Raw genomic sequence first — 20,979 nt, 5'->3', positions numbered from 1 at the left:
TCTTTTTAGGCCCTTAGGATATTATTGTAAAGAAACATGCTGGCCGTCCAATAAGGTCTGTAGCCCTGCGGTGGCAATCCTTTGCCCAACTTTAAGCCCTTGCACGACCTCAAATCCATCGGAATTTAAACTGCCTACTTTTATCGGATTTTTCTTGACAACGGATTTTTCGCCTTCCTCCACTATAACATACACAAACCTTCCGGAACTATCCTCTCCAACGGCATGTGCCGGAATACGAAGTGCGTTGCCCTCGTTTTTATTCTCATCCAACTCAAAAGTGACACTGGCGGCCATACCGGTTTTGATTTCCTCGGTAGCCTCGTCCAACTTTATGCGAGTGGGGTACGTGGCCGTATTGGTGTCCACTGCCGGGGAAAGTTCTGTTACCTTGCCCATAAACGTCTTTTCGGCAACCGAAGGCAAGGTAATACGAACAGGCATCTCCAAGTGTACCTCATTGATAATGCTTTCCGGAAGACCCAATGCTATTTCCATCTCGGTTCCTGCATTCAAGACGGCAATGGTTTGCCCCGGGCTTATATTCTCGTCGACTTCAGCAGTCACCGAAGTGATTACACCGTCCTCTGGCGCATATAAATAGCCATAATTCACCTGCTCCTGTTGTATGGAAACACTTCTCTTGGCAGACTCATAACTTTGCTGTGCCGTTTTGTAGGAGTTCTTGGCCGATTCAAAATCGGTCAATGAGGCGCTTCCCTTTTCATATAGGACCCGGAACCGATCCAGGGAAAGTTTAGCCGTGTTCATCTGGGATTCGGCACTATTCAGGTCAGAAACGGATCGCTCATAATTCAGCCGGGATTCCACATTATCCAATTTTCCCAACAATTGTCCCTTTTTAACGGATTGGCCCAATCGTATGTCCAACTGCATTAAAATGCCTGTGTTCCTAAAACTCAGATTAATGATCTTTTCCGTTCTAGCGGTACCACTAAAAGTCCGTTCCTTACCCCCGTTGTCATAGGAAACCTCCACATATTCCACGGGTCTTACGAATTCTTCCTTTACCTGTTTTTCGCCCCCACAGGCCACTACCCCCAGAAGCGCGGTCAAAACAGTTATTTTTCTAAATGGTAGGTATCGTATCATATCTTTTGTATATGGCTTTAATATTAATCAAAATTGGCGTCCAGAAATTCCGTAAACCGTTGTCTAAAGGCGTTATTCTCCTCTTCGGTATGCAATAAAAAGTTGTAGCCCATAAAACGTTCCAATTGAATTGCAGTCAATAAAAAGTTATAAGTGGCACTGGCCTGTGCCAATTGGGCCTGCAAATAATTGTTTTGTGCATCGATTAACTGAATAATACTGACTGCACCTTCCGAATACGAGGTTTGTACAAGTTCCACAGCTTCTTTTGCCGCATTTACGGATACTTCAGAGAGTCGTATGTTTGAAATTTGGTTGAATAAGTTCAAAACCCCAGAACTCACATTGCTCTCAATAGCCAGTTCCGTGTTTTGTATGTTAATTTCTAACTGGTCCTGTTGTATTTTGGCGGTCTGCTTATTGATATTGTTGCGGAACTGATTGAAAATAGGCAACGATATATTGACTCCCACATTATAATTATTGGCCGGATCAAGGTCCGTACTCCCTACACCCCATTGATTAAAGTTTTGATTGTAATTGCCCTGCAGGGCCACTGTTGGAACTAAACGTCCGAACGAGTTCAACCGAAAATTGCGCTCAACCGCCTTTAAGTTATGGTCCAAGGATACCAATTCCGGGGAATTGTTTTTAGCCTCATCGATCAAAAAAGCAACAAATGGATCTTTCAACAAAGGGTTATCCAATATTTCTGAGAGCTGTGTATAATTGTACTCTGCGAAAACCCCTTTACCCAATTCGGCATCTTCTACTTCCAACTCAAAATCTATTGGGTTGTTCAACAATTGATTAATACTTATATAAGCCTGACCCAATTGGTTCACTGCTTCTATCATAGTTTGTGTATTCTGCGCCATTTGGCTTTGAAAACGCAACATGTCCGATTTACCGGATTGGCCAGCTTCATAATTCTGCTTGGCAATTTTTAGATTCTCCTTGGTCAATTGTAGATTCTGATTCTGAATCTTTACATTTACCTTGCTCACCAAAGCGTTGAAATACAAATTGGAGGCTTCCAATACGGCATCGAGCTGAGCTGCACTAAAATTAGCTTCCTGCGCTTTTTGAAGATTCTTTTGAACGGTAATATTCGCATTGGCGGCCTCCGAATAGATGGTTTGCGTCAATTGTATATTTCCATCCGTGGAGAATTCCGGGGAAAGTGGTGCAAAAGCCACACTTTCATCTACATTGGTAAATGATGCATTGGCGGTAATATCCGGATAATAATTGCTCCTTGCTGTTTTTACATCCTGCTGGCTCAGTTCTACGTCCTTTTGTTGGGATTGTAGGGATAGGTTTCGTTCAAAATTCTCATTGAGGATATCCAGTAACGAATATGTTTTTTGGGACAAGGGGTTTTGGAACTCCCCCACAAAATCGGTTTGTGCTATAAGGCTATATCGAATCGGTATTCCCAGTTTTTGCATCGTATTAAAGTTTGCGGTCAACCGCTGCTCAAAATCGATGAAGACGTTCTGCTCGGATAAAGGGTTTCCATTTACATAAGCCTCAATGGTCAAGGCAATGCGCCTAAAGAACTGATTTATATTATCATCGCTATTATTGGTGCCCATAAGGCCAAGTTCCACATCCCTGGGACCGGTTCCGGTAAATGAAGGAATACCCTTTTCTATCAATACGTCACTAAGCATTTTTATTTGCTCATCCAGAAGAAAAAATCCTCCAGCCAAATAAAGTGCATCCAGATTGTCCATTTTGGAAACAATATCTTCCACACTCGTAAAGGGAATAATGGTATAATCGGTTCCGCTTCCTTCTAAAATATCGCCAACGGTCTCATCCAAGGGCAATACAGAAGCTATTCCTGCCTCTATAGCGAAACCTACATGGGTAAAATCCGTTAATTCCTTTAGGGTTTTTAAATCTTCTTCAAAAGACTGAACGCCCATCAGATAAGTCAAATTTTCAATCCCTGAGGTATTGTTTTTCAAATTGATGGTTGTCATATCCGCATCAACGGAACCAAAAAGGATGGTAGGTTTGGCATGACTTGTCTGACCTTGAATTACAATATTGATTGCCGACCCAAAGGCAATGATGATATCTACCTCACTATTCAGTAAACTCTGGTAATTCTTACGGGCGAGTTCTACATCGTAATTGTGCACCAATTGGTATTCCATCGGAAAGACAATATCCGCATCCTCGCCTACAACGGCGCCCACTTCATTCTTTAATCGTTGCAATAATACTTCGGTCTCAGAAGTACTTACATCTACCAGCATTCCTATAGTATAGGTTTTCTTAGTCTGGGACCAGCAGCAAAAGCCGATCAAAAACAAAATAAAAACCAAATGTTTTCCCATAATCTCAATGCTTTAACCGTACAAAAGTAGGGTTGATATTATTTTAATTTCAGCTTCTTTATCAGTTTCTCCACCGTAAGCCCCTGTACAACGATTGAGAAAATGACCACAATATAGGTCACTACCAGGAAGAGATCTCGTTCCATGGCATCCGTTAAACCCAAGGCCAAGGCTATGGAAATGGCACCCCTAAGTCCTCCCCATGTCATGATCAAGTTGGTATTTGGTACAAAATCCAGTTTTTTTGCGAACAGTTGAACCGGTAAAATAAGGGATAGATAGCGACAGATCAACCCTATGGGGATAACCAAAAGTCCTGCTATGATATATTTCGTTTCCAAATCCAGTACCAGAATCTCCATCCCAATAAGGACAAACAATATGGTATTGAGCAAAATGTCGATAAGCTCCCAAAACTTGTCCACATATTCCTCCGTTAACTCGGACATGGCCGATTCCCTGGTCTTATCACCTCCAATGATCAGACCGGCCACTACCATGGCCAAAGGAGCGGAAACATGGAGATATTGTGCCAATACCGTCCCGGTCATAACGGCGGCCAGGGTAAGGATTACCTCAATATTGTAATCATCTATACTTCGCATAAGCCTGTAGGTAAGCCAACCGAACAAGGCACCTAGGAGGAGCCCACCAAAAACCTCAACAACAAACAGTTCCAGGACCTCATTTATGGAAAAACCGTTCCCCGAACCACTTGCCAGTCCAAAAATTGTCAAGAAAATAACTACGCCTACCCCATCATTGAATAAAGATTCCCCAACTATCTTGATTTCCAGTTTTTTAGGGGCTCCGGCTTTTTTTAAGATACCGAGTACCGCAATAGGGTCCGTTGGGGAAATCAACGCCCCAAACAACAGACAATAAATGAATTTCACCGGGAGGTCTATGGCCATGAGTACAAAATAGACCGATCCACCGATCAAAAAGGTAGATACCAATACCCCGAAGGTGGCGAAGGCCAATACGGGCCAACGTTGTTCCTTTAGTTTTTGTAAATCGGTATGCAAAGCTCCGGCGAACAGTAAGAAACTTAGCATAATATCAAGCAATACGGTCTTAAAGTCGATATGGGTTATGATAAAACGCTCGGCATTGAGCAGGGTATCATCTACATAGCTTAGCAAAAAAATGATGATGGTAAAGAAAATTGTAATAACGGTAAGCCCAATAGTGTTAGGCAATTTTACAAAGCGAACATTGATATAGCCAAAGAGGGCGGACATGAATACCAGGACGCTTGTAATCACAAAATAATCCATTCAAAAAAGGAATATTGGGTTGCGCGTAAAAATATGTTAAATTTATCAAAAGAAAGGTGCGTAAACGTAAAAAAAATAGGGCCTGCGAAGGTTAGCAAATGTTAACACCAATAGTTTTGAAATACTTTGTGCCTAATCAGGGGATTACCGACCTTGTTTCACCGGATTGATGAGCGGCCGGTAAAAATGGCCGCATACCATACCAAGCTAAAATACAATATGAAAAATAAGCTTAAAATTGAATAAAGTGCGTTTATGATCAGGATTAATCTAGTTGCATTCATTTTACTAATATCCTTTGCATCAATCGCCCAGCAAAAAATTGCACTGGAAAATAAGGTCACCGAAAGCATCCTAAATAGTAGTACAGGAATTGTTTTGGTCAAAACTTCCGAATCTGTTTTTGGAATAGGACCTGAAAAACGGGCGGTTATTTGGGAAAACAAGGCCATTGGAAAGTTGGATTTTGACCGATATACCGAAATTCCCTTTACCCCTTATGTGTTTTTTGAGGACAAACCCCTGATCAACTCCAAAATTCTGTCCAAAGCCTTGAATTTAAAAGGTACCTCTCGGGCCATCGTGGATGTAACCAATGGCAAAATCGTTTTCAATTCCCGCGAACAAGGCTTCCAAGCTGTTTTCAATACATTGCCATTGCTAGAGCAGGGAGCAGTTTTGGTAGATGGTAAAACCGAAGAGGGATTCGGGATCGGCCTGTTCGATTTCAAGACAGGGAAGAAAATATGGAAGACCCAAGTGGTCAGTGATTTTTTTACACGCACTAAAGGTGCGCTCTTAAACGAGGAGAAAGTCCTTTTAGATGCCAATCAGGATATTTTTTGGTTAAGGAATCGTCAGCTCCTAAAAATTGATTCCAAAACCGGCCAAATTACTTATGACAAAAAAGGTGTCACCAGTATTTTGCTTAATGAAAAAGGAAACCGGCTCTATATCTCCTCCAATAACATCAATAGCAAAAGGCTTAACCAGGAAACGGTAATTTACGCCCTAAATCCCATAAACATGGATAGCCTATGGTCGGGCCCACCTGTACGGATTGTTGGAAACGTCATAGAAAAGAACTTGGACGGGAATCAATTGGTCGTGATTACCTCCAAGGGATTTGACATCGTGAACACGCAAAACGGCAAGAAAAAATGGGATAAGTCGGACCCCTTGCCCCTGATCAAAAAAATCGTCCCGACTAAAAACGGTTATTTGGTGGTACAGGAAAACCTGTTGACGCGAGTCGATAATCTTGGCCGCAAGGCGTGGGACGAACCCATAAAAATAACATATACCGATACGGAAAATCCCGTACATATTTTTGATTATGATACCTCTGCGCTTTTTATCACACCCTCGCGTGCGAACAGAATCGAAATCGAATCCGGAAGAAAAATATGGGAAGAGGACCTCGCCCTATTCGATGCGGATTTTATCAATAGAAATTTAAAGCTGGAAATTCCCTTTCATCGCGTATGGTCCAATCCAAAAAACGGGCAGTTTCCGGTGTATAGTGAAAACAACTTCTATCTTTTTAACAACAAGGATAGGAAAGCGCCACAATCTCTACAGAGTTTTGATTTTGGAAGGGAATTTCCAAAACTAAAAATTAGGTCAAAAGCCTATTTCTTATATCTAGGCAATCAGTTTTACCTTTTCGATTTTTCGGGGAAACTCGTCTACAAAAAAGAATACCCTTCCGTGAAATCCGGTTCTTTTGTGCGTAGATCCTTTCGCGACTCCTTTTACTGGCTTAAAAGAGGTCTACAAATTACATCGGCCACATTGCTCTTTGCCCCTACCCAAGCGAATAGGGCATTTAGAAGTACCATTGTGTCCAATGATTTAGGTGTCTTGGGCAGGGGTGCCTCGGGTATTTATGGAACCTATCGTTCCTATACCCAAGGAATTGATGGCCTGACCGATTTTGACTTGGACTTGGATTCCAACTTGGAATACGTATTCAAAAGAATTCGGAAAAGCAGGAATAACAATGATGCCATGATCATCACGATTCCGGACAACGATGAAATACGGATAATCAACTTTCAAATCGATACCGGAAAAGAAGAGCTTATAAAGAAAATAGATGGAGGACGGGGTACTTTTATCATTGACGAAATCGAAAGGATGTTATACTTTTTTGAGGGTAAGGAAGTTTCGATTGAAAAACTATAGCTCATCGAAAGTTCCTAAAATCCCAGGTTTTGAATTTTCAAGGCAAAATGCAATAGCGGTACCCTTTAAATAGTTTCGGGCCTGTCTTTATTGGAATACTATTCTAGTTTCCTTTGCTCTTCAAGATCAATGGCATGGTATAGGGCGGTAAAGGCTGCCCCTATCCACATATAGGCAATAAAGGCACCTACAAAGAAACAAATGATACCTCCTATGAAAATGGGAATCGCCAAAAGGCCCATACCAAAAATCCTCCAGCCATGTCCCTTGGTCATTTCCCAGCTCTTTTCCACAGCGGCAATGGGTTCCATGTTTTTGTCCATGACCAAAAGCGATACAAAAGCAAGTCTACAAGCCAAAATAATCCCAGGTATTATAAAGAAAACAAACCCTATCCCTATAATTGCAAACTTCAACAAATGCGCCAAAATAATATTGAAGTAGTTGTTTTTAAATCCCTGGAACAAGACTTCAATTTCCATTTTCTCGTTCCGGATACCCTGTAAATACAGTAAATCACCTCCATAGTTGATAACGGGAAACAGTAGGAAGAAATAGGCCGTTGCAAAAATTTGTAACATAACCGTGATTGGTGTGATATCCGTCTCGGAATCATGGGCGACCGAAACGGGACTTTCAAACAAGGCTACAACCAAGGTCACTAAAAAGAAATATAAAAAATAGCGCCAAAGTTGTTGCCAAGCGTATCCATAACTTCCAAAAGTTGTTGCCTCGGGAACTCTTCCTTCATATACTCTTTCCATAATATAGGTACTTAAGTTTTGTATAAAAGTAAGGGGATTGCGGAACTATTACTTCCAACTTTGGTAGTGTTTTTGAAATCACTACTAAGGTATTTATCCATTTCAATGACATTTATATAATTTTAAAGGTAAAAGGAGGTTTTGTTGAGTTTCGTATATATTCTGGTATTCTTATTTTGCCTAGCTGTTGCTATGGCAAGTATTTGGATATCCCATCAATCTATCCAAACCTACAATACCAATTTCCACCGAAACTATTTCTATTACCTTATTACCTTTTATGCCTTCGCTTTTTACGGAATCTGGGCGCAAATTTTGATGCGGACACTGCTTTCCTTTATGGACACGGATATGGGTATAATCATAATGGTAGCCAATTTTTTACCGTTATTAGGCATACCTTTTTTATGTATATCATGGATAATGCTGGTGAGAATGGGATATTCCTTGGTTGAGATACCGATCAATAAGAGGGTGTCCTATTTTCATGCTATTTTTTTTGTGGGCCTTATACCATTGGCTTGGGGACTGTATATACTTTTTTTCCAAAACGATTGGCTAATGGGCAGACAATTGGCCCATGCGGAAATCGGATTGATACTGTTCGTGGAACTGGCATCTTTAACCCTACTATCGGGGGTTGTGCTACACTACTCCAAAAAATACAAAGCCGCAAAACGCAAAGTATTTAAGCTCTTCATCCTCTTAATGGCCCTGGCTTTTTTTATTCGAGGGGCCTTAGTACTATTTCTGTTTTCCGATATATGGTGGGTTGCACCTATTATACTGTTTTATTTTTTATCCAACTTCATTCCATTGTTGTACCTGAAGCTCAATTCCGATGTCGTTTTTATCCCGGTATACGCAGGAATCCCAAATACTGAAAAAAAGGAAATGCTCTTTAAGGAGTATCGAATAACCAAACGGGAAAGAGAAATCGTGGATGCAATTTGTGAAGGAAAGACCAACCAACAAATTGCCGATGAACTTTTTATAAGTCTTCAGACCGTTAAGGACCATACCCATAGGATCTATTCTAAAATCGGTATCAATAGCAGGATGAAACTGGTACAGTTGCTCAGTAAAAATACGTTTTAATCTGCGGTGTAATTTTGGAATTGATATTGAAGTATTACTTGAATTGCTTCCCTAAATGTAACCTAACAACAAGGTTCGTACTTTAATTACAAAATTATTTCCAAGGGTACTTGACTCTTACCTTACGTCATAGTCTACTTTTGCCCCAATGATTCATAAATAAGACCAAAAATGAAACGATACAGTGTCAGCGAACTTTCCAAACTTTCCGGTGTAACCATCAGAACATTACATCATTATGACAAGATCGGGCTCCTAAGGCCTGCGGACCGAAGCGAAGTTGGCTACCGATATTATGGAGAGGGCGAGTTACTGCGTCTACAGCAGATTCTGTTCTATAAGGAGCTTGGTTTTTCCTTAAAGGAAATCAAAACTGTTCTAAATGACCCGGACTTTGATTTGGTTACAGCGTTAGAGGGTCACAGGGAATTGTTGAAGAAAAGAAGGAGCCGTATCGCTACACTCCTAAATACCATTGATAACACAATAGCATATTTAATTAACGATAAAACAACTATGGAACCTAAAAGACTTTATGAAGGACTTCCCAAGGAAATGGGCACCACTGTACGACAAGAAGCTATCGAAAAATATGGCGAGGAGGCCATTATTAAATCGGAACAGGAACTATTGCAATTGGACAAGGCAGACTATGTGGCGCTTAAGGAGAAGTTGGAAAAGATAACCCTCAAACTCTTTAAATTAAGAAAAGAAGAGCCAAAAAGTACCGAAGTCCAATGGCTAATCAAGCACCATTATGATATTATCAGAAAATTTTGGGGCACAGAAGCATTGGAAGACAAGCAGGCCAGTACTTATTCTGGGCTAGGCCAAACGTACGTAGATGACGAGCGGTTTACGGTCATCGACGGCAAACCACAACCGGAATTTGCCCAGTTCCTACAATTGGCCATGACACATTTCGCCGAACGTTACTTGAAATAATCAATCAAAAACAATAGTCATGATCATATTTTTATCGAGGATTTTACTTGTCATTGTCTTGAACAATATTCTTTTGCTCCCCGAACCCTTTACAATGGAAAATAGCTCCAAAAACTCGGAAACAAAAGAATCCACAATTCCGAAGGGAAAGTGGCACTGTGGCACATACGCTTCCAAAGTTAAAGGTAGGCTATTTATCCATAAGGCGAAATCGAACATTGGTAAGCGGCCTTATTATAAAAAGAGTATATACCATAGAGGACAATAGGCCATTAGAAAGGCCCTTTTTACGGATATCCGATTGAGCCGGGCATTTTCAGATTTCCATGCGCATCTCGTACTGATCTATAGTATTCACCAATCCGATCGAATTTAACTGCTCAAGTTTATCCGTCAATCCCAGGTCAACATTGTTGATTTTAACAGTACTTGAAATCTGACGAATCCCGGAAAACAATCGGTTCCAGGCATCTTCATTTTCATTTAACACATCAAATTGTACCAGATAGCCTGTATCCGGATGTATTATAAAGAAGGACTCCGGAGATGTATTGGTCATGACCTGAAAAAACTTGTACTTGCTCCTGAGTATGGATTCCTTTTGATTGTCCCATGAATAAAAATCCTGATTGGGTAAATTCGCCCAATCCACTTTTCCCAAATCGACTTCTTTTAAAGCCACTACCTCCCTTTTTTCGGGATTGATCGTGCCCTTGAAACATGCATAGGTTCGGCAGGTTTTAAATCCGATGCCGGTATAGGCCCGAATGGCTCTTTCATTTTTGGTAATTACCTCCAACGCACAATGGGTTACTCCAATGCGCCGTAAGTCGTTCAGGGCATATTCATAAATGGATTGTACTATTTTTTTACCCCTATAATCTGGGATTACCCCGGTACCTGTATTAAAGGCCATGAGTTTTCCATCCCTATGGTCAATGGCGTGTATCACAAACCCGACCAATGTCTCTCCATCGAACATGCCATAGGAAAAGTTAAAATCGACCTTGGCCGTTTTCCAACGTTCCATGTAGTAGTTGCCATTGGTAGGAACGGTTACAAAATAGTTTTGGAAGGCGAGCAAAAAACTTTCCAATACAAGGTCAAAATCCGTATTTCCCAAGCTTTTAACTATCATACTGACTAAAGGCCTCCTTAGAAGGTATCCCTTTATAATAAGGCATAGCCCAAATAGAATTGAAACGCATTATTTCGAAGACTATTTATTTTGCCCACACCCAGATTATAACGCAATCCAAGGTTTAGATTATCCGTAACATTGAAGGATAGTTCAAAATTTCCGGAAAGGCTAAGGTTATCAATGGGTTCATTTTGGTTGAAAATAATTCCGTCAATGACCAAAAACCTGTTTTCGTTAGAAATCAATAAGCCTAACTGGGGGCCAATCAGGAAATCCAATTTCTTGAGCAATCTTGTCTTAAACAGCACAGGGAAAATTAAATATTGATCCCTTACCTTTTCGTTCAATTCCACCGTTCCGATCCGAGTACCACTTCCATCCCCAATTCCATAGGACTCCATATGTATGTTTTGTACGGAATACAGTACTTCCATTTTTAAACCAATACGACGATTAAATGTAAAATCCGTAAAAACCCCGAAATCCGGACCAAATTGGTAATTGAACTCCATACTCTCCAAATCCACCATCTTGGGCATGGTATAATTTGTACCGATTTTTAGTCCAAATGCAACTTTGAACTCCCTTTGGCCCATCAAAGCTTGGCAGCCTGGGATGAAAAATAGGAGTATTAGTATATATTTCTTCACTAGGTGATGTTTAATTGATCAAAGGATTGGGGACGAAGATACTAACATAGCATCGGAATAAAATGCCGGTTCATATTATTTTAAACGCTCCAGAGCTCCTTTTCGTTTGTAGATATTTTTATAGTCCCATTGGATTTCACGGGCCTTTGCCAGCCATCTTTTCATATCATCTTCAAGGATTTGGTCAACCGCGGTATATAAAATCGAGGCATCCTTGAATTTACCTGTGCCCTGTTTCAAGGCTTCTTCCCCAAAACTTGCCCCACTCCAGAACATCAAGCGAATTCCCGCCTTCAATTTGCTGTAGCCTACTATGGGATTACCCTCCAAAAACCAAACAGGATGCCTATGCCAAATTTTATGCTGCGCTTCGGGTAGGAATTCGTTGATCATCACGGCCAAAGTAACACATATTTCTCGTTCCCCGAACGCTTGATTCTCGTTAAATACCTTAATATCCTGATTCATTTCTTGCGTAATTTTAATTTAGGCGAAAAATTTTCCTCGCTTCTCCAGGGCATCAAATCCTAGGGCTAAGATAGTGGATTTCTGGTGCTCAAAAACGCCGTTTTGGCGACAAGATTCACGGTAAAACTTCTCCCTCTTATTTTGGGTTTTGACCTAAGTTCCAACCTAGTTAAAACCTTTGTAAACCTTTGATTTTTATAGATTTTATCCGATATGCTGATTTGTAGATTATTATCTCTTTTACTATTCTTGAAATCCGCAATTCTGGCCAGATTCGAAACTCGGATCAGCTCTGACCTTGAAATTCAAAAAACAGGTTTCCATTGTTTAAAAGTGCCTATTTTAAGGATAACTACAAACAAAAAAATTAATACGCCAGACAACATATCTGTCATATTTATCGTTGTAGCTATCGTCTAACACATAAAATCCCCCGAATTGTGAAAGCAAAAAATCAAAACAAAAAATATCGAATATTTACTATATTCTTATTTCTGGGTATATCGTTAACCGCTTTTGCCCAAACTGATCCTACGGTCACGGCCACGGCCCCATCCGCTAATGCTCTTAACGCGGATAGTACGACCGATATCAGCCTTACTTTTAGCGAAACTATGGATGCGGCCACCTTCACGGCGGACCATGTAAAAATGTCCGGCAGTTATGGTGAGCCCTTTGGCTTCCCTGCCCTTAGATCAAATACGAATACAGCGGTCTTTGACCCTGATCGGGATTTCTTCCCCGGAGAAATAATTACTGTCACCTTGACCGCGGATGTGGCAAGCAGTATGGGAGCTCCTCTGGCGAGCCCTTTCACCTACCGTTTTACCGCCGGTGTAAGTCCTAATAGCCCTGGAGAGTTCCCCAATGGGCGAAACATCATTGGCGAGACGGTACGTTCCACATCGTCAGGCGATGTAACCGCAGTCGATTTAGATGGCGACGGGGACTTGGATGTACTCTCCGCTTCTAGTGATGACAGCCGTATTGTTTGGCATGCGAACGACGGGAACGGGAACTTCGGTAGCCGTCAGGTAATCGGGGGGAATTCCCCGAAAAGTTTGATTACCGGCGATTTAGACAACGATGGGGACCTGGACATACTTTCAATGTCCGGTTTTGGAGGCGTTGTACACGCACACCTAAACAACGGGAGTGAGAACTTTACGTTATCCGCTGGCATTACAACAGAAGTTAAAGATATAGCATCCGGTGATATGGATGGCGATGGGGACCTGGACCTGCTCACGGCATCGGGCAACGAGATTTTTATATACCCATATGAGGGAATTTCATATATCAGTGCCCCCCCTGTTCCGGTTATTTTCCGGACCAAACGTACCATTACATCAGCAGTGGTCGGGGCCAGTGGAGTGGCCGTTGCCGATCTGGACGGCGATGGGGACCTGGACGTGCTCTCCTCTTCCGCCGACGACAATAAAATTGCCTGGTACCCCAATGATGGGTTCGGGAACTTCGGTGGCCAACAGATTGTTACCCAGGCGGCAACCGGGGCCCAGAATGTACTTACCGCCGATATGGATGGCGATGGGGACTTGGACGTAATCTCCACCGATGACACTAAAACCGCCTGGTACCCCAATGATGGAAATGGCAACTTCGGTAATCAAATACTTTTGACTGAAGATGATATTCGGGATGTGGCCGTCGCCGATCTGGACGGCGATAGGGACCTGGATGTGCTCTCGGCTTCAGGCGATGAAAACAGGATTGCATGGTATCAGAATGACGGAAATGGGAATTTTGGAAGTCAGCTCACCATTAACCTGGAAAGTATTAATTCCGCTATTGCCGTGGCCGCCGGTGATCTGGATGGTGATGGGGATTTGGATGTACTCTCTGCCCATTCCAGTAACAGCCGTATTGCCTGGCATGAAAATGCAGGGTCAACGCCCTTAGCAGCAAACTGTGCCCCCCCTTTCACCCTACAAATGGATTCTGATGGTTCGGCCAGTATCACCGTGGACGATATTGATGACGGTTCCTTGGGCTTTACTAGCATGGAAATTGATATCTCCGATTTTGATTGTTCCGACCTGGGCGAAAATACCGTGACACTTACGGTGACCAATGCCTCGGGCGACACAGAGACGTGTACGACCACCGTTACTATAGAGGACTCAATAGCCCCGGTTGCCGATAGGGCTACCCTGCCAGAAATAGTTAGCGGATGCGGGACATCGGTCATAGAAGTGCCCACCGCGACCGATAATTGTACAGGAATCGTTACCGCCTCCACGAACGATCCGTTAGAATACAGCGAACAGGGAACCTATACGATTACGTGGATTTATGACGACGGCAACGGAAATACAAGCACACAGGAACAGACCCTCATCGTGGATGATCCTGAGACCCCTGTGCCCGATATGGCCGTTCTTCCAGAAGTAAGGGGCGAATGTGGGGCAACGGTCACAGAGGTGCCTACCGCGGTGGACAACTGTTCGGGGACCGTTACGGCCACCACGGACGATCCGTTGAGCTATCCCGAGCAGGGGACCTATACCATCACCTGGACTTATGATGATGGTAACGGGAACACGAGCACACAGGAACAGACCATTATCGTGGAGAATTCCATCGCCTCCGCAACGCCGGATGTGGCTTCGCTCCCGGAGGTAAGAGGCGAATGCAGTGCGACCATCACCTCGGCACCCACCGCCACCGCTGATTGTGGAGGAACGATTATAGCCACTACCAACGATCCGTTGGAATATAGCGAACAGGGAACTTTTATCGTGACCTGGACCTACGATATCGGCAACGGAAATACAAGTACACAGACACAGAACGTTATCGTGGAGAACCCTGTCACCTCTGTGACACCGAATATGGATGTCCTACCGGAGGTAAGGGGTGAATGCAGTGTAACGGTTTCCCAGGTGCCCACCGCAACCTCTGACTGTGGGGGAACCGTTACCGCCACGACTAACGATCCCTTGACCTATGAGGAACAGGGGACCTATACCCTAATCTGGACCTACGACCTAGGCAATGGGAATACCAGTACACAACAGCAAACTGTCATCGTAGAGGACCTCGTCCCTCCCCTAGCGATTGCCCAAGATATTACCGTTGGGCTAGATGAAAACGGACAGGCAACTATCAATGCAGAGGACATCAACAATGGGAGTACGGATAATTGTGGTATTGAAGACCTCGCCTTGGATGTGAGCATTTTTGATTGTCCCGAACTGGGCGATACCACCGTGGAACTGACCGTCACCGATGTGAACGGTAATAGCGATACGGCTACCGCCACGGTCACCTTTACCGCCCCGGATAGCGACTCGGATGGCGTTGCCGATACCTGTAATCCCGCGCTAGCGCTGGTTCCCGTTCCCGCAATCTCCCCCAACGGGGACAATGCCAATGATACCTGGGTAATAGAGAACATCACCAGCCATCCGGAGGCGTTGATCAAGGTATTCAACAGGAACGGCCGGGAGGTATTCAGTACCCAAAATTACCAGAACGATTGGGGAGGCACCGAAGGAACCGGGAGTAACCTACTCCCAGTCGGGTCTTACTACTATATCATTCATCTACGACAACCCGTGAATCGGGACCTAACCGGATGGCTATACCTAAATTATTGATTTATTACGATTCCCCAATAATCCAAAAAAACAATCATGAAAAAAACATATATTTCAGTTATTCCATTCCTATTTTTGATAATGGGCGTCTTCTCGGTAAGTGCACAACAAGAACCCCTGTATACATTGTACAGGTACAACACCAACTTTTTTAACCCCGCAGCCTTCGGGCTTAACGACAGGATAGAGTTCAGATCCAACTTTAGGAACCAGTTCTCGGGTATAGAACAAGCACCAGAGACTTTGGGTCTCTACCTTGGGCTCCCACTTAACGAGCGTATCGGTATAGGGGCCACCCTTATCTCGGACAAGGTGTTCATAGAAAGCACCACCTCCGTGTTTGCCAGTTTCGCCTATGGGGTGCAGCTTGATCGGTGGACTTGGCTTCATTTTGGGGTACAGGCGGGAGGCACCTCTGTCAATATCGATTTTAACAGCCTAGATCAGGCCATGGACCCCGTATTTGCACAGAACGTGGACGACTTTAATCCAAACGTAGGTGCTGGGATATATCTGAAGGGCATGGATTATTATGTATCCCTTTCCTCCCCAAAGCTGCTGGCCTCGGATCGCATCGATGATGATAGCGGGGTACTTACAGTGGCCCGGAGCCGTCCACAGTTTTATCTGAGCGGGGGCTACCACTTTGCACTAAGCGATAATATCGTATTTACACCGTCCACCTTGTTGCGCTTTTCCAACGAGGAAACCATTGCCGACATAACGGCTGCCTTCAAAATCTTGGATACTTTGGAGGTGGGAGCCAACTACAGGATAGATAGGGCATTTGGAGGGCTGCTGTACCTAACCGTCCAAGAATGGTTGGAAGTAGGCTACGCCTATGAGACCAATTCCGGCGCCATAAACACCTCTGAGGAAGGGACACATGAGATTGGTTTTACCCTAAAATTTTAATTCGGATAAGGAACAGTGGTTGAAATCTGTTGGGTTAATAGTCTCAACTTTCCGTATCCGACATGAAAGCCCTAGACCGTGTAGGTGTCTAGGGCTCTTCTTTTTATTTAGGTCATTTTGCAAACTTGCCGCAGTATTACCATAGAAAATAGTCTTTATACAAATTATACAAAATTTCCTACAGTTTATATAAATTCAATTTACAAATTGACTGAATGATTTTAAATTACATCCAGATTATCCGTACGGAAAAAAGGAAGTATAACTTTAAATTTAAGTATTATGCCAGTAACATTTGTTAGAAAAACGGTCAATTTTGGAACGAGAAATCCTCGTGGCAACGAAAATCAAATCAACTTTTTTACAGAACATACGTTTGGTAGAAGAATTACTAAAGCTGAAACTGTACTCAACGGCTTTAGGCTAAGGTTCACGAATAGTGACCACCATCTAGAAACCCTGCAGATGGATACGGATGCCATTATCGATGATGTAAACCGTGGCACGGTTACGGCTAGAATTCAGGTAATGTTGGCGGATAAAAATGCGGATGACCCCTTTAACGGATGGGCCACGGTTATCATTTTTGTGGAGTATGAATAGTATTAAGGACCAAAGACATCGATTTTCGGTGTCCACCTGAATCAGCGCCTTGTGCCAAGCCCCAAACGCTATCGCCGTTTTGGGGCTTTTCAATCTGGCCAAATCCTTGGATTTCTTTTTCAAATCATGTATTGACGATTTTTTTCTGCAATGACTATTCAAGAGTCATAGCACGTATTGTGCAATGTTTACAATTGGTTAGAAAAATGTTTTAAAATCTATAAGGAGTCCATTTTTCCTATTCAATTAAATACTTTTGCTGAAAGGAAACGAAATCAAGGATTTCTTGAACAAATCAGCACTGACCTAATTATAGGTATACGATATAAAAAGTTATAGGCATACTATGGAAGATAACCACAAAGACTATACCCGCAGGCATTTCATAAGACAATCGACCCTTACTTCATTGGCGTTGATGGCATTGGTCCATTGTACAAATAGAAAAAAGAAGGATGAGGGAATTCAAAATAGTGAAACGGGCACATTGGATTTAAAAATCGACCCAAACGAATATCTTGATCTCCCAGATGGATTTTCGTATAGGATTATCTCAACATCTTGCGAAAAAATGTCCGACGGTCTGTTGGTACCTGGAAGGCCGGATGGAATGGGAGCGTTTCTTAATGAGGCGGGGAAAATCGTTATTATCCGAAACCACGAGAACAGCCCTACTCCACTGGAAAACAGTCCGTTTGGTGCAGCCAACGAATTGTTGTCCAATGTAAATCTAGACAAACTCTACGATTCCGGAGGAGGAACCAATCCGGGTCTGGGAGGTACAACGACCATGATTTATGACGAGGACTCGAAAGTGGTTGAGGACCAGTTCATGAGTTTGGCCGGCACCTACAGGAACTGTGCAGGCGGGGTATCGCCCTGGGGAAGTTGGATCACTTGCGAGGAAGACGTCACCAAAGCGAACGGAGACCAAATACGGAAAGACCACGGTTATGTATTTGAGGTACCTATGGCTTCCAAAGGAATGGTGACACCAACGCCTATTAAGGCAATGGGGCGTTTTAACCATGAGGCCGTGGCGGTCGATCCCTATTCTTATTGTATTTATCTTACCGAGGATAGGCACGATGGCCTTTTCTACCGATTTATCCCCAAGGAAAAGGAAAATCTCCTGGCGGGTGGCTTGTTACAGGCTTTGGCCGTACGTAACAAGAACAGTCTGGATACCAGAAATTGGGAAACTCCCACCTTACCCAAAAACGAGTCTATGGAAGTATTCTGGATAGATTTGGAAGATGTGGATTCACCGGAGGACGATTTGAGATATCAGGGATTTGATGCCGGAGCGGCCCGTTTTGCAAGAGGTGAGGGAATATGGATGGGAAATGGGGAACTCTTTTTTGCCTGCACCAATGGAGGACCCAAAAATTTTGGACAGGTCTTTAGGTACAGATTGTCTCCAAAAGAAGGAACAGAGGACGAGAAGAATGAGCCGGCCACTTTGGAACTTTATGCGGAGTCCAACGATAAGACTGTATTACACATGTGTGATAACCTTACTATTGCTCCTTGGGGAGACGTTCTTTTGTGCGAGGATAACGGTGAATTGAATCATATTAGGGGTATCGACAAAGATGGAAGTATCTACACTTTGGCTTGTAATAGGAGCTCAACATCGGAACTCACCGGGCTCGTCTTTTCACCTTCGGGAAAAACCCTATTTGTAAACGTACAGGAGAATGGTGAAACAGTAGCCATTACCGGCCCATGGGAAAGGTTTGGCGTGCCAAAAGTTTAGCCGCTCACTTTTAGAAAAAGAAGTCTCGTAGATGAGTAACGTACAAATTGCTTTTTTTTGATTTAGCTTTACCAAACGGAGGAAAGGGTACTTAAAAAATTTCTAGCTACTCTTGTTAAATTCTAAATCTGAAGAAAAAGTGGAAAAAATAAAAATAGGTATTATCAATGTATCGGATCGTGCCAGCCGAGGGGAGTACGAAGATTTACCGGGTCAGGAAGTCAAACGGCTACTGAAATTGTGGCTATCGAGTCCATGGGAAGCGGAGTATGCCGTAATTCCCGATGAACAGCACTTGCTTGAAAAGGAGATGATCACCATGGCCGATGATAAGGCTTGTTGTCTAATCGTAACAACAGGAGGCACGGGACCTGCTGTACGGGACGTAACCCCGGAAGCAACCGTTGCCGTCTGCGAAAAACTACTTCCTGGATTTGGGGAGCAGATGCGACAGGTGAGCCTGCAGTACGTCCCTACTGCCATTCTCTCCCGTCAAACCGCTGGAATCCGAGGGAATACATTGATTGTGAATCTACCGGGAAAACCCAAATCTATTCGAGAATGTCTGGAGGCCGTATTTCCGGCTATCCCCTACTGTATTGATCTTATTGAGGGGCCCTATATGGAAACCAATCAAAACACAATGAAGGTATTTCGACCAAAGCAAGGTTAGAGAAGTTAATAGTCAAGTAAGCCCCACTCCTGTGAGGCTTTCTTTGCGGACGAAGAGGGGGTTTCCTGCTCTGGTCTTTTAGGCCATCAATACCATCTTCCCTGTATCTCTTGAACCATTTCCCCAAAGTAGGTCTTGAGATTCCATATTTCAAGCAGACCCTGCCAGCATCTCCACAATCTTCAAAAAGCCTGACCCATTTTAATTGTTCCTTTTGCTCTAAATCCATTGAGCAATTTATTGAAACTATGTATGCGAATCACAAAGTTTTTAATTGAACCATACCCAACAAGCCATTTTGGTGCCATTTATGTAATTCCGAGCAAGATTCTAATCGGTTAAAAAGGCGGAGATGTGACCGGCCAACTCCTTAGAATGGGTCATCCATATTTCGTGCCCGGCATTTTCCAGATGATGGTGAACTGCATCCGGGAATGCCTCCAATAACTTTTTGTTTGTACAATGTTGCAACGGCATGGTCCTTCCTGAAGTGAAAACCATAATCGGCATTTTCAAATCCTTAACCGATTGGAAGGGAGGTGATTTGAATCCATTACTTGATGTCACCAAAGCTTTTATTTCTCTCAAATTAGCTTTCAGCATGTCTAAAACTTCCTGAGGTACTTGGTCTTGTATATCCTCCCCGGCAAAGAACTCAAACAATTCTTTCATTACCAATGTGGTGTCGTTGGTCTTAAAGGCCCGCCGGGTCTCGCTAATCAATTTTTTTTGAAAATCCTCATAATTGGTTTCGCATTCGGATGATGTTTTCAACCAATCAACCAGGGCAGGTTCCGATAAAATCAGACTTTTGGTGAGTTCGGGATAGGTCAAAGCAAAATCTATGGCAATCAACCCGCCATAACTATGTCCAACCAAGTGTACCGGTGTTCCTAATTTTTGAACTAAAACCCTTAAATCCTCTCTTTCGGTTTCAACATTAATGTCTCCTGCAATTTTGTTATTGTTTGGGAAGTTATACCTTCTGCTATATGTAACCACTTTGAACCTGTCACGGAGAAATTCCACTTGGGGCAAAAATACCCTGAAATCCTCTTGTGCCCCATGAATAAACAGTATGGTTTTTCCCTCCCCTTTAGAGTAATAGTGCATCAATCCGTTGTGAATATCGACCCGGTTTAATGTCTGAGCCTTTGAAAACGAACAATAAAGGCATAGCATTGTCAATAATAACGTTCTCATAATACTTCGGATTGACTCTCTTGAACAAGCTGAGGATGACTGTTAATCATCTACGCTACTTGTTTAATACAAATAATTTATCAATTTGTTTCTCTAGACAAAAGGTCCTAAAAAACAGCAAGTATTGAAATCATTTCGGAAATTCAGCATAATCTTTTAAAATGTTGGTTTTCTAGAACTACTTAGAAATGACCATAAGAGCCCTGCTC

At 42.9% G+C, this 20,979-nt stretch carries 17 protein-coding genes; 8 read left to right on the top strand and 9 right to left on the bottom strand.

Going from position 1 to position 20,979, the window contains the following annotated elements:
* Positions 1 to 21: 21 nt before the first annotated feature.
* From Q0993_RS20225 to Q0993_RS20215, 3 genes are read right to left on the bottom strand one after another with little or no spacing between them, the layout of a single operon-like run.
* Positions 22 to 1,113: an efflux RND transporter periplasmic adaptor subunit gene (locus tag Q0993_RS20225; RefSeq protein ID WP_299536746.1), complete on the bottom strand. Its 1,092-nt coding sequence runs from the start codon at positions 1,111 to 1,113 to the stop codon at positions 22 to 24.
* Positions 1,114 to 1,136: 23 nt separating this feature from the next.
* Positions 1,137 to 3,464: a TolC family protein gene (locus Q0993_RS20220; RefSeq protein ID WP_299536744.1), complete on the bottom strand. Its 2,328-nt coding sequence runs from the start codon at positions 3,462 to 3,464 to the stop codon at positions 1,137 to 1,139.
* Between the two features lie 38 nt (positions 3,465 to 3,502).
* Positions 3,503 to 4,744, bottom strand: a complete 1,242-nt coding sequence (locus Q0993_RS20215; protein ID WP_299536742.1) for a sodium:proton antiporter — start codon at positions 4,742 to 4,744, stop codon at positions 3,503 to 3,505.
* Positions 4,745 to 4,999: 255 nt separating this feature from the next.
* Between Q0993_RS20215 and Q0993_RS20210 the strand changes: the two genes are divergently transcribed.
* Positions 5,000 to 6,931, top strand: coding sequence for a PQQ-binding-like beta-propeller repeat protein (locus tag Q0993_RS20210; protein WP_299536740.1), 1,932 nt, complete (start codon positions 5,000 to 5,002; stop codon positions 6,929 to 6,931).
* A 98-nt stretch (positions 6,932 to 7,029) separates the two neighbouring features.
* Here the strand turns inward: Q0993_RS20210 and Q0993_RS20205 are convergent, their stop codons facing one another.
* A complete protein-coding gene (locus Q0993_RS20205; protein WP_299536737.1) occupies positions 7,030 to 7,695 on the bottom strand; it encodes a hypothetical protein in 666 nt (221 codons plus the stop codon).
* A 192-nt stretch (positions 7,696 to 7,887) separates the two neighbouring features.
* Here Q0993_RS20205 and Q0993_RS20200 point away from each other — a divergent pair, with 192 nt between their 5' ends.
* The gene (locus tag Q0993_RS20200; protein WP_299536734.1) at positions 7,888 to 8,793 is read left to right on the top strand and encodes a LuxR C-terminal-related transcriptional regulator; all 906 of its coding nucleotides are present in this window, start codon (positions 7,888 to 7,890) and stop codon (positions 8,791 to 8,793) included.
* A gap of 171 nt (positions 8,794 to 8,964) precedes the next feature.
* Positions 8,965 to 9,738 (top strand): MerR family transcriptional regulator, encoded by a 774-nt coding sequence (locus Q0993_RS20195; protein WP_299536731.1) that lies wholly within the window; start codon positions 8,965 to 8,967, stop codon positions 9,736 to 9,738.
* Positions 9,739 to 10,054: 316 nt separating this feature from the next.
* On the opposite strand, the gene Q0993_RS20190 is transcribed toward Q0993_RS20195, so the two are convergent.
* The 3 genes from Q0993_RS20190 to Q0993_RS20180 form a co-directional block, all read right to left on the bottom strand.
* Positions 10,055 to 10,876 carry a GNAT family N-acetyltransferase gene (locus Q0993_RS20190; RefSeq protein ID WP_299536729.1) on the bottom strand — a complete coding sequence of 274 codons (822 nt, stop codon included), beginning with the start codon at positions 10,874 to 10,876 and terminating at the stop codon, positions 10,055 to 10,057.
* A 32-nt stretch (positions 10,877 to 10,908) separates the two neighbouring features.
* Entirely contained in the window at positions 10,909 to 11,529 is a 621-nt protein-coding gene (locus tag Q0993_RS20185; RefSeq protein WP_299536727.1) for a porin family protein, read from the bottom strand.
* Positions 11,530 to 11,604: 75 nt separating this feature from the next.
* Positions 11,605 to 11,997, bottom strand: coding sequence for a DUF1801 domain-containing protein (locus Q0993_RS20180; protein WP_299536725.1), 393 nt, complete (start codon positions 11,995 to 11,997; stop codon positions 11,605 to 11,607).
* Positions 11,998 to 12,437: 440 nt separating this feature from the next.
* Between Q0993_RS20180 and Q0993_RS20175 the strand changes: the two genes are divergently transcribed.
* The 5 genes from Q0993_RS20175 (at position 12,438) to mog (ending at position 19,567) form a co-directional block, all read left to right on the top strand.
* A complete protein-coding gene (locus Q0993_RS20175; protein ID WP_299536723.1) occupies positions 12,438 to 15,617 on the top strand; it encodes an FG-GAP-like repeat-containing protein in 3,180 nt (1,059 codons plus the stop codon).
* Positions 15,618 to 15,653: 36 nt separating this feature from the next.
* Positions 15,654 to 16,532 carry a PorP/SprF family type IX secretion system membrane protein gene (locus tag Q0993_RS20170; RefSeq protein WP_299536720.1) on the top strand — a complete coding sequence of 293 codons (879 nt, stop codon included), beginning with the start codon at positions 15,654 to 15,656 and terminating at the stop codon, positions 16,530 to 16,532.
* A 282-nt stretch (positions 16,533 to 16,814) separates the two neighbouring features.
* Entirely contained in the window at positions 16,815 to 17,135 is a 321-nt protein-coding gene (locus tag Q0993_RS20165; protein WP_299536717.1) for a hypothetical protein, read from the top strand.
* A gap of 346 nt (positions 17,136 to 17,481) precedes the next feature.
* Positions 17,482 to 18,894: an alkaline phosphatase PhoX gene (locus Q0993_RS20160; RefSeq protein ID WP_299536714.1), complete on the top strand. Its 1,413-nt coding sequence runs from the start codon at positions 17,482 to 17,484 to the stop codon at positions 18,892 to 18,894.
* 139 nt (positions 18,895 to 19,033) lie between these two features.
* On the top strand, positions 19,034 to 19,567 hold the full coding sequence (mog, locus tag Q0993_RS20155; protein WP_299536711.1) for a molybdopterin adenylyltransferase: 534 nt from the start codon (positions 19,034 to 19,036) through the stop codon (positions 19,565 to 19,567).
* Here mog and Q0993_RS21945 read toward each other — a convergent pair.
* Positions 19,500 to 19,796, bottom strand: a complete 297-nt coding sequence (locus Q0993_RS21945; RefSeq protein WP_367279655.1) for a helix-turn-helix domain-containing protein — start codon at positions 19,794 to 19,796, stop codon at positions 19,500 to 19,502. The genes mog and Q0993_RS21945 overlap by 68 nt on opposite strands.
* A 101-nt stretch (positions 19,797 to 19,897) precedes the next feature.
* On the bottom strand, positions 19,898 to 20,770 hold the full coding sequence (locus Q0993_RS20150) for an alpha/beta hydrolase (RefSeq protein ID WP_299536708.1): 873 nt from the start codon (positions 20,768 to 20,770) through the stop codon (positions 19,898 to 19,900).
* Positions 20,771 to 20,979 lie beyond the last annotated feature (209 nt).

This window comes from Ulvibacterium sp., assembly GCF_028285715.1.
Lineage (GTDB): Bacteria > Bacteroidota > Bacteroidia > Flavobacteriales > Flavobacteriaceae > Ulvibacterium.
Note: the sequence above shows the minus strand (reverse complement) of the source record. Positions and strands in the feature narration are given on the sequence as shown.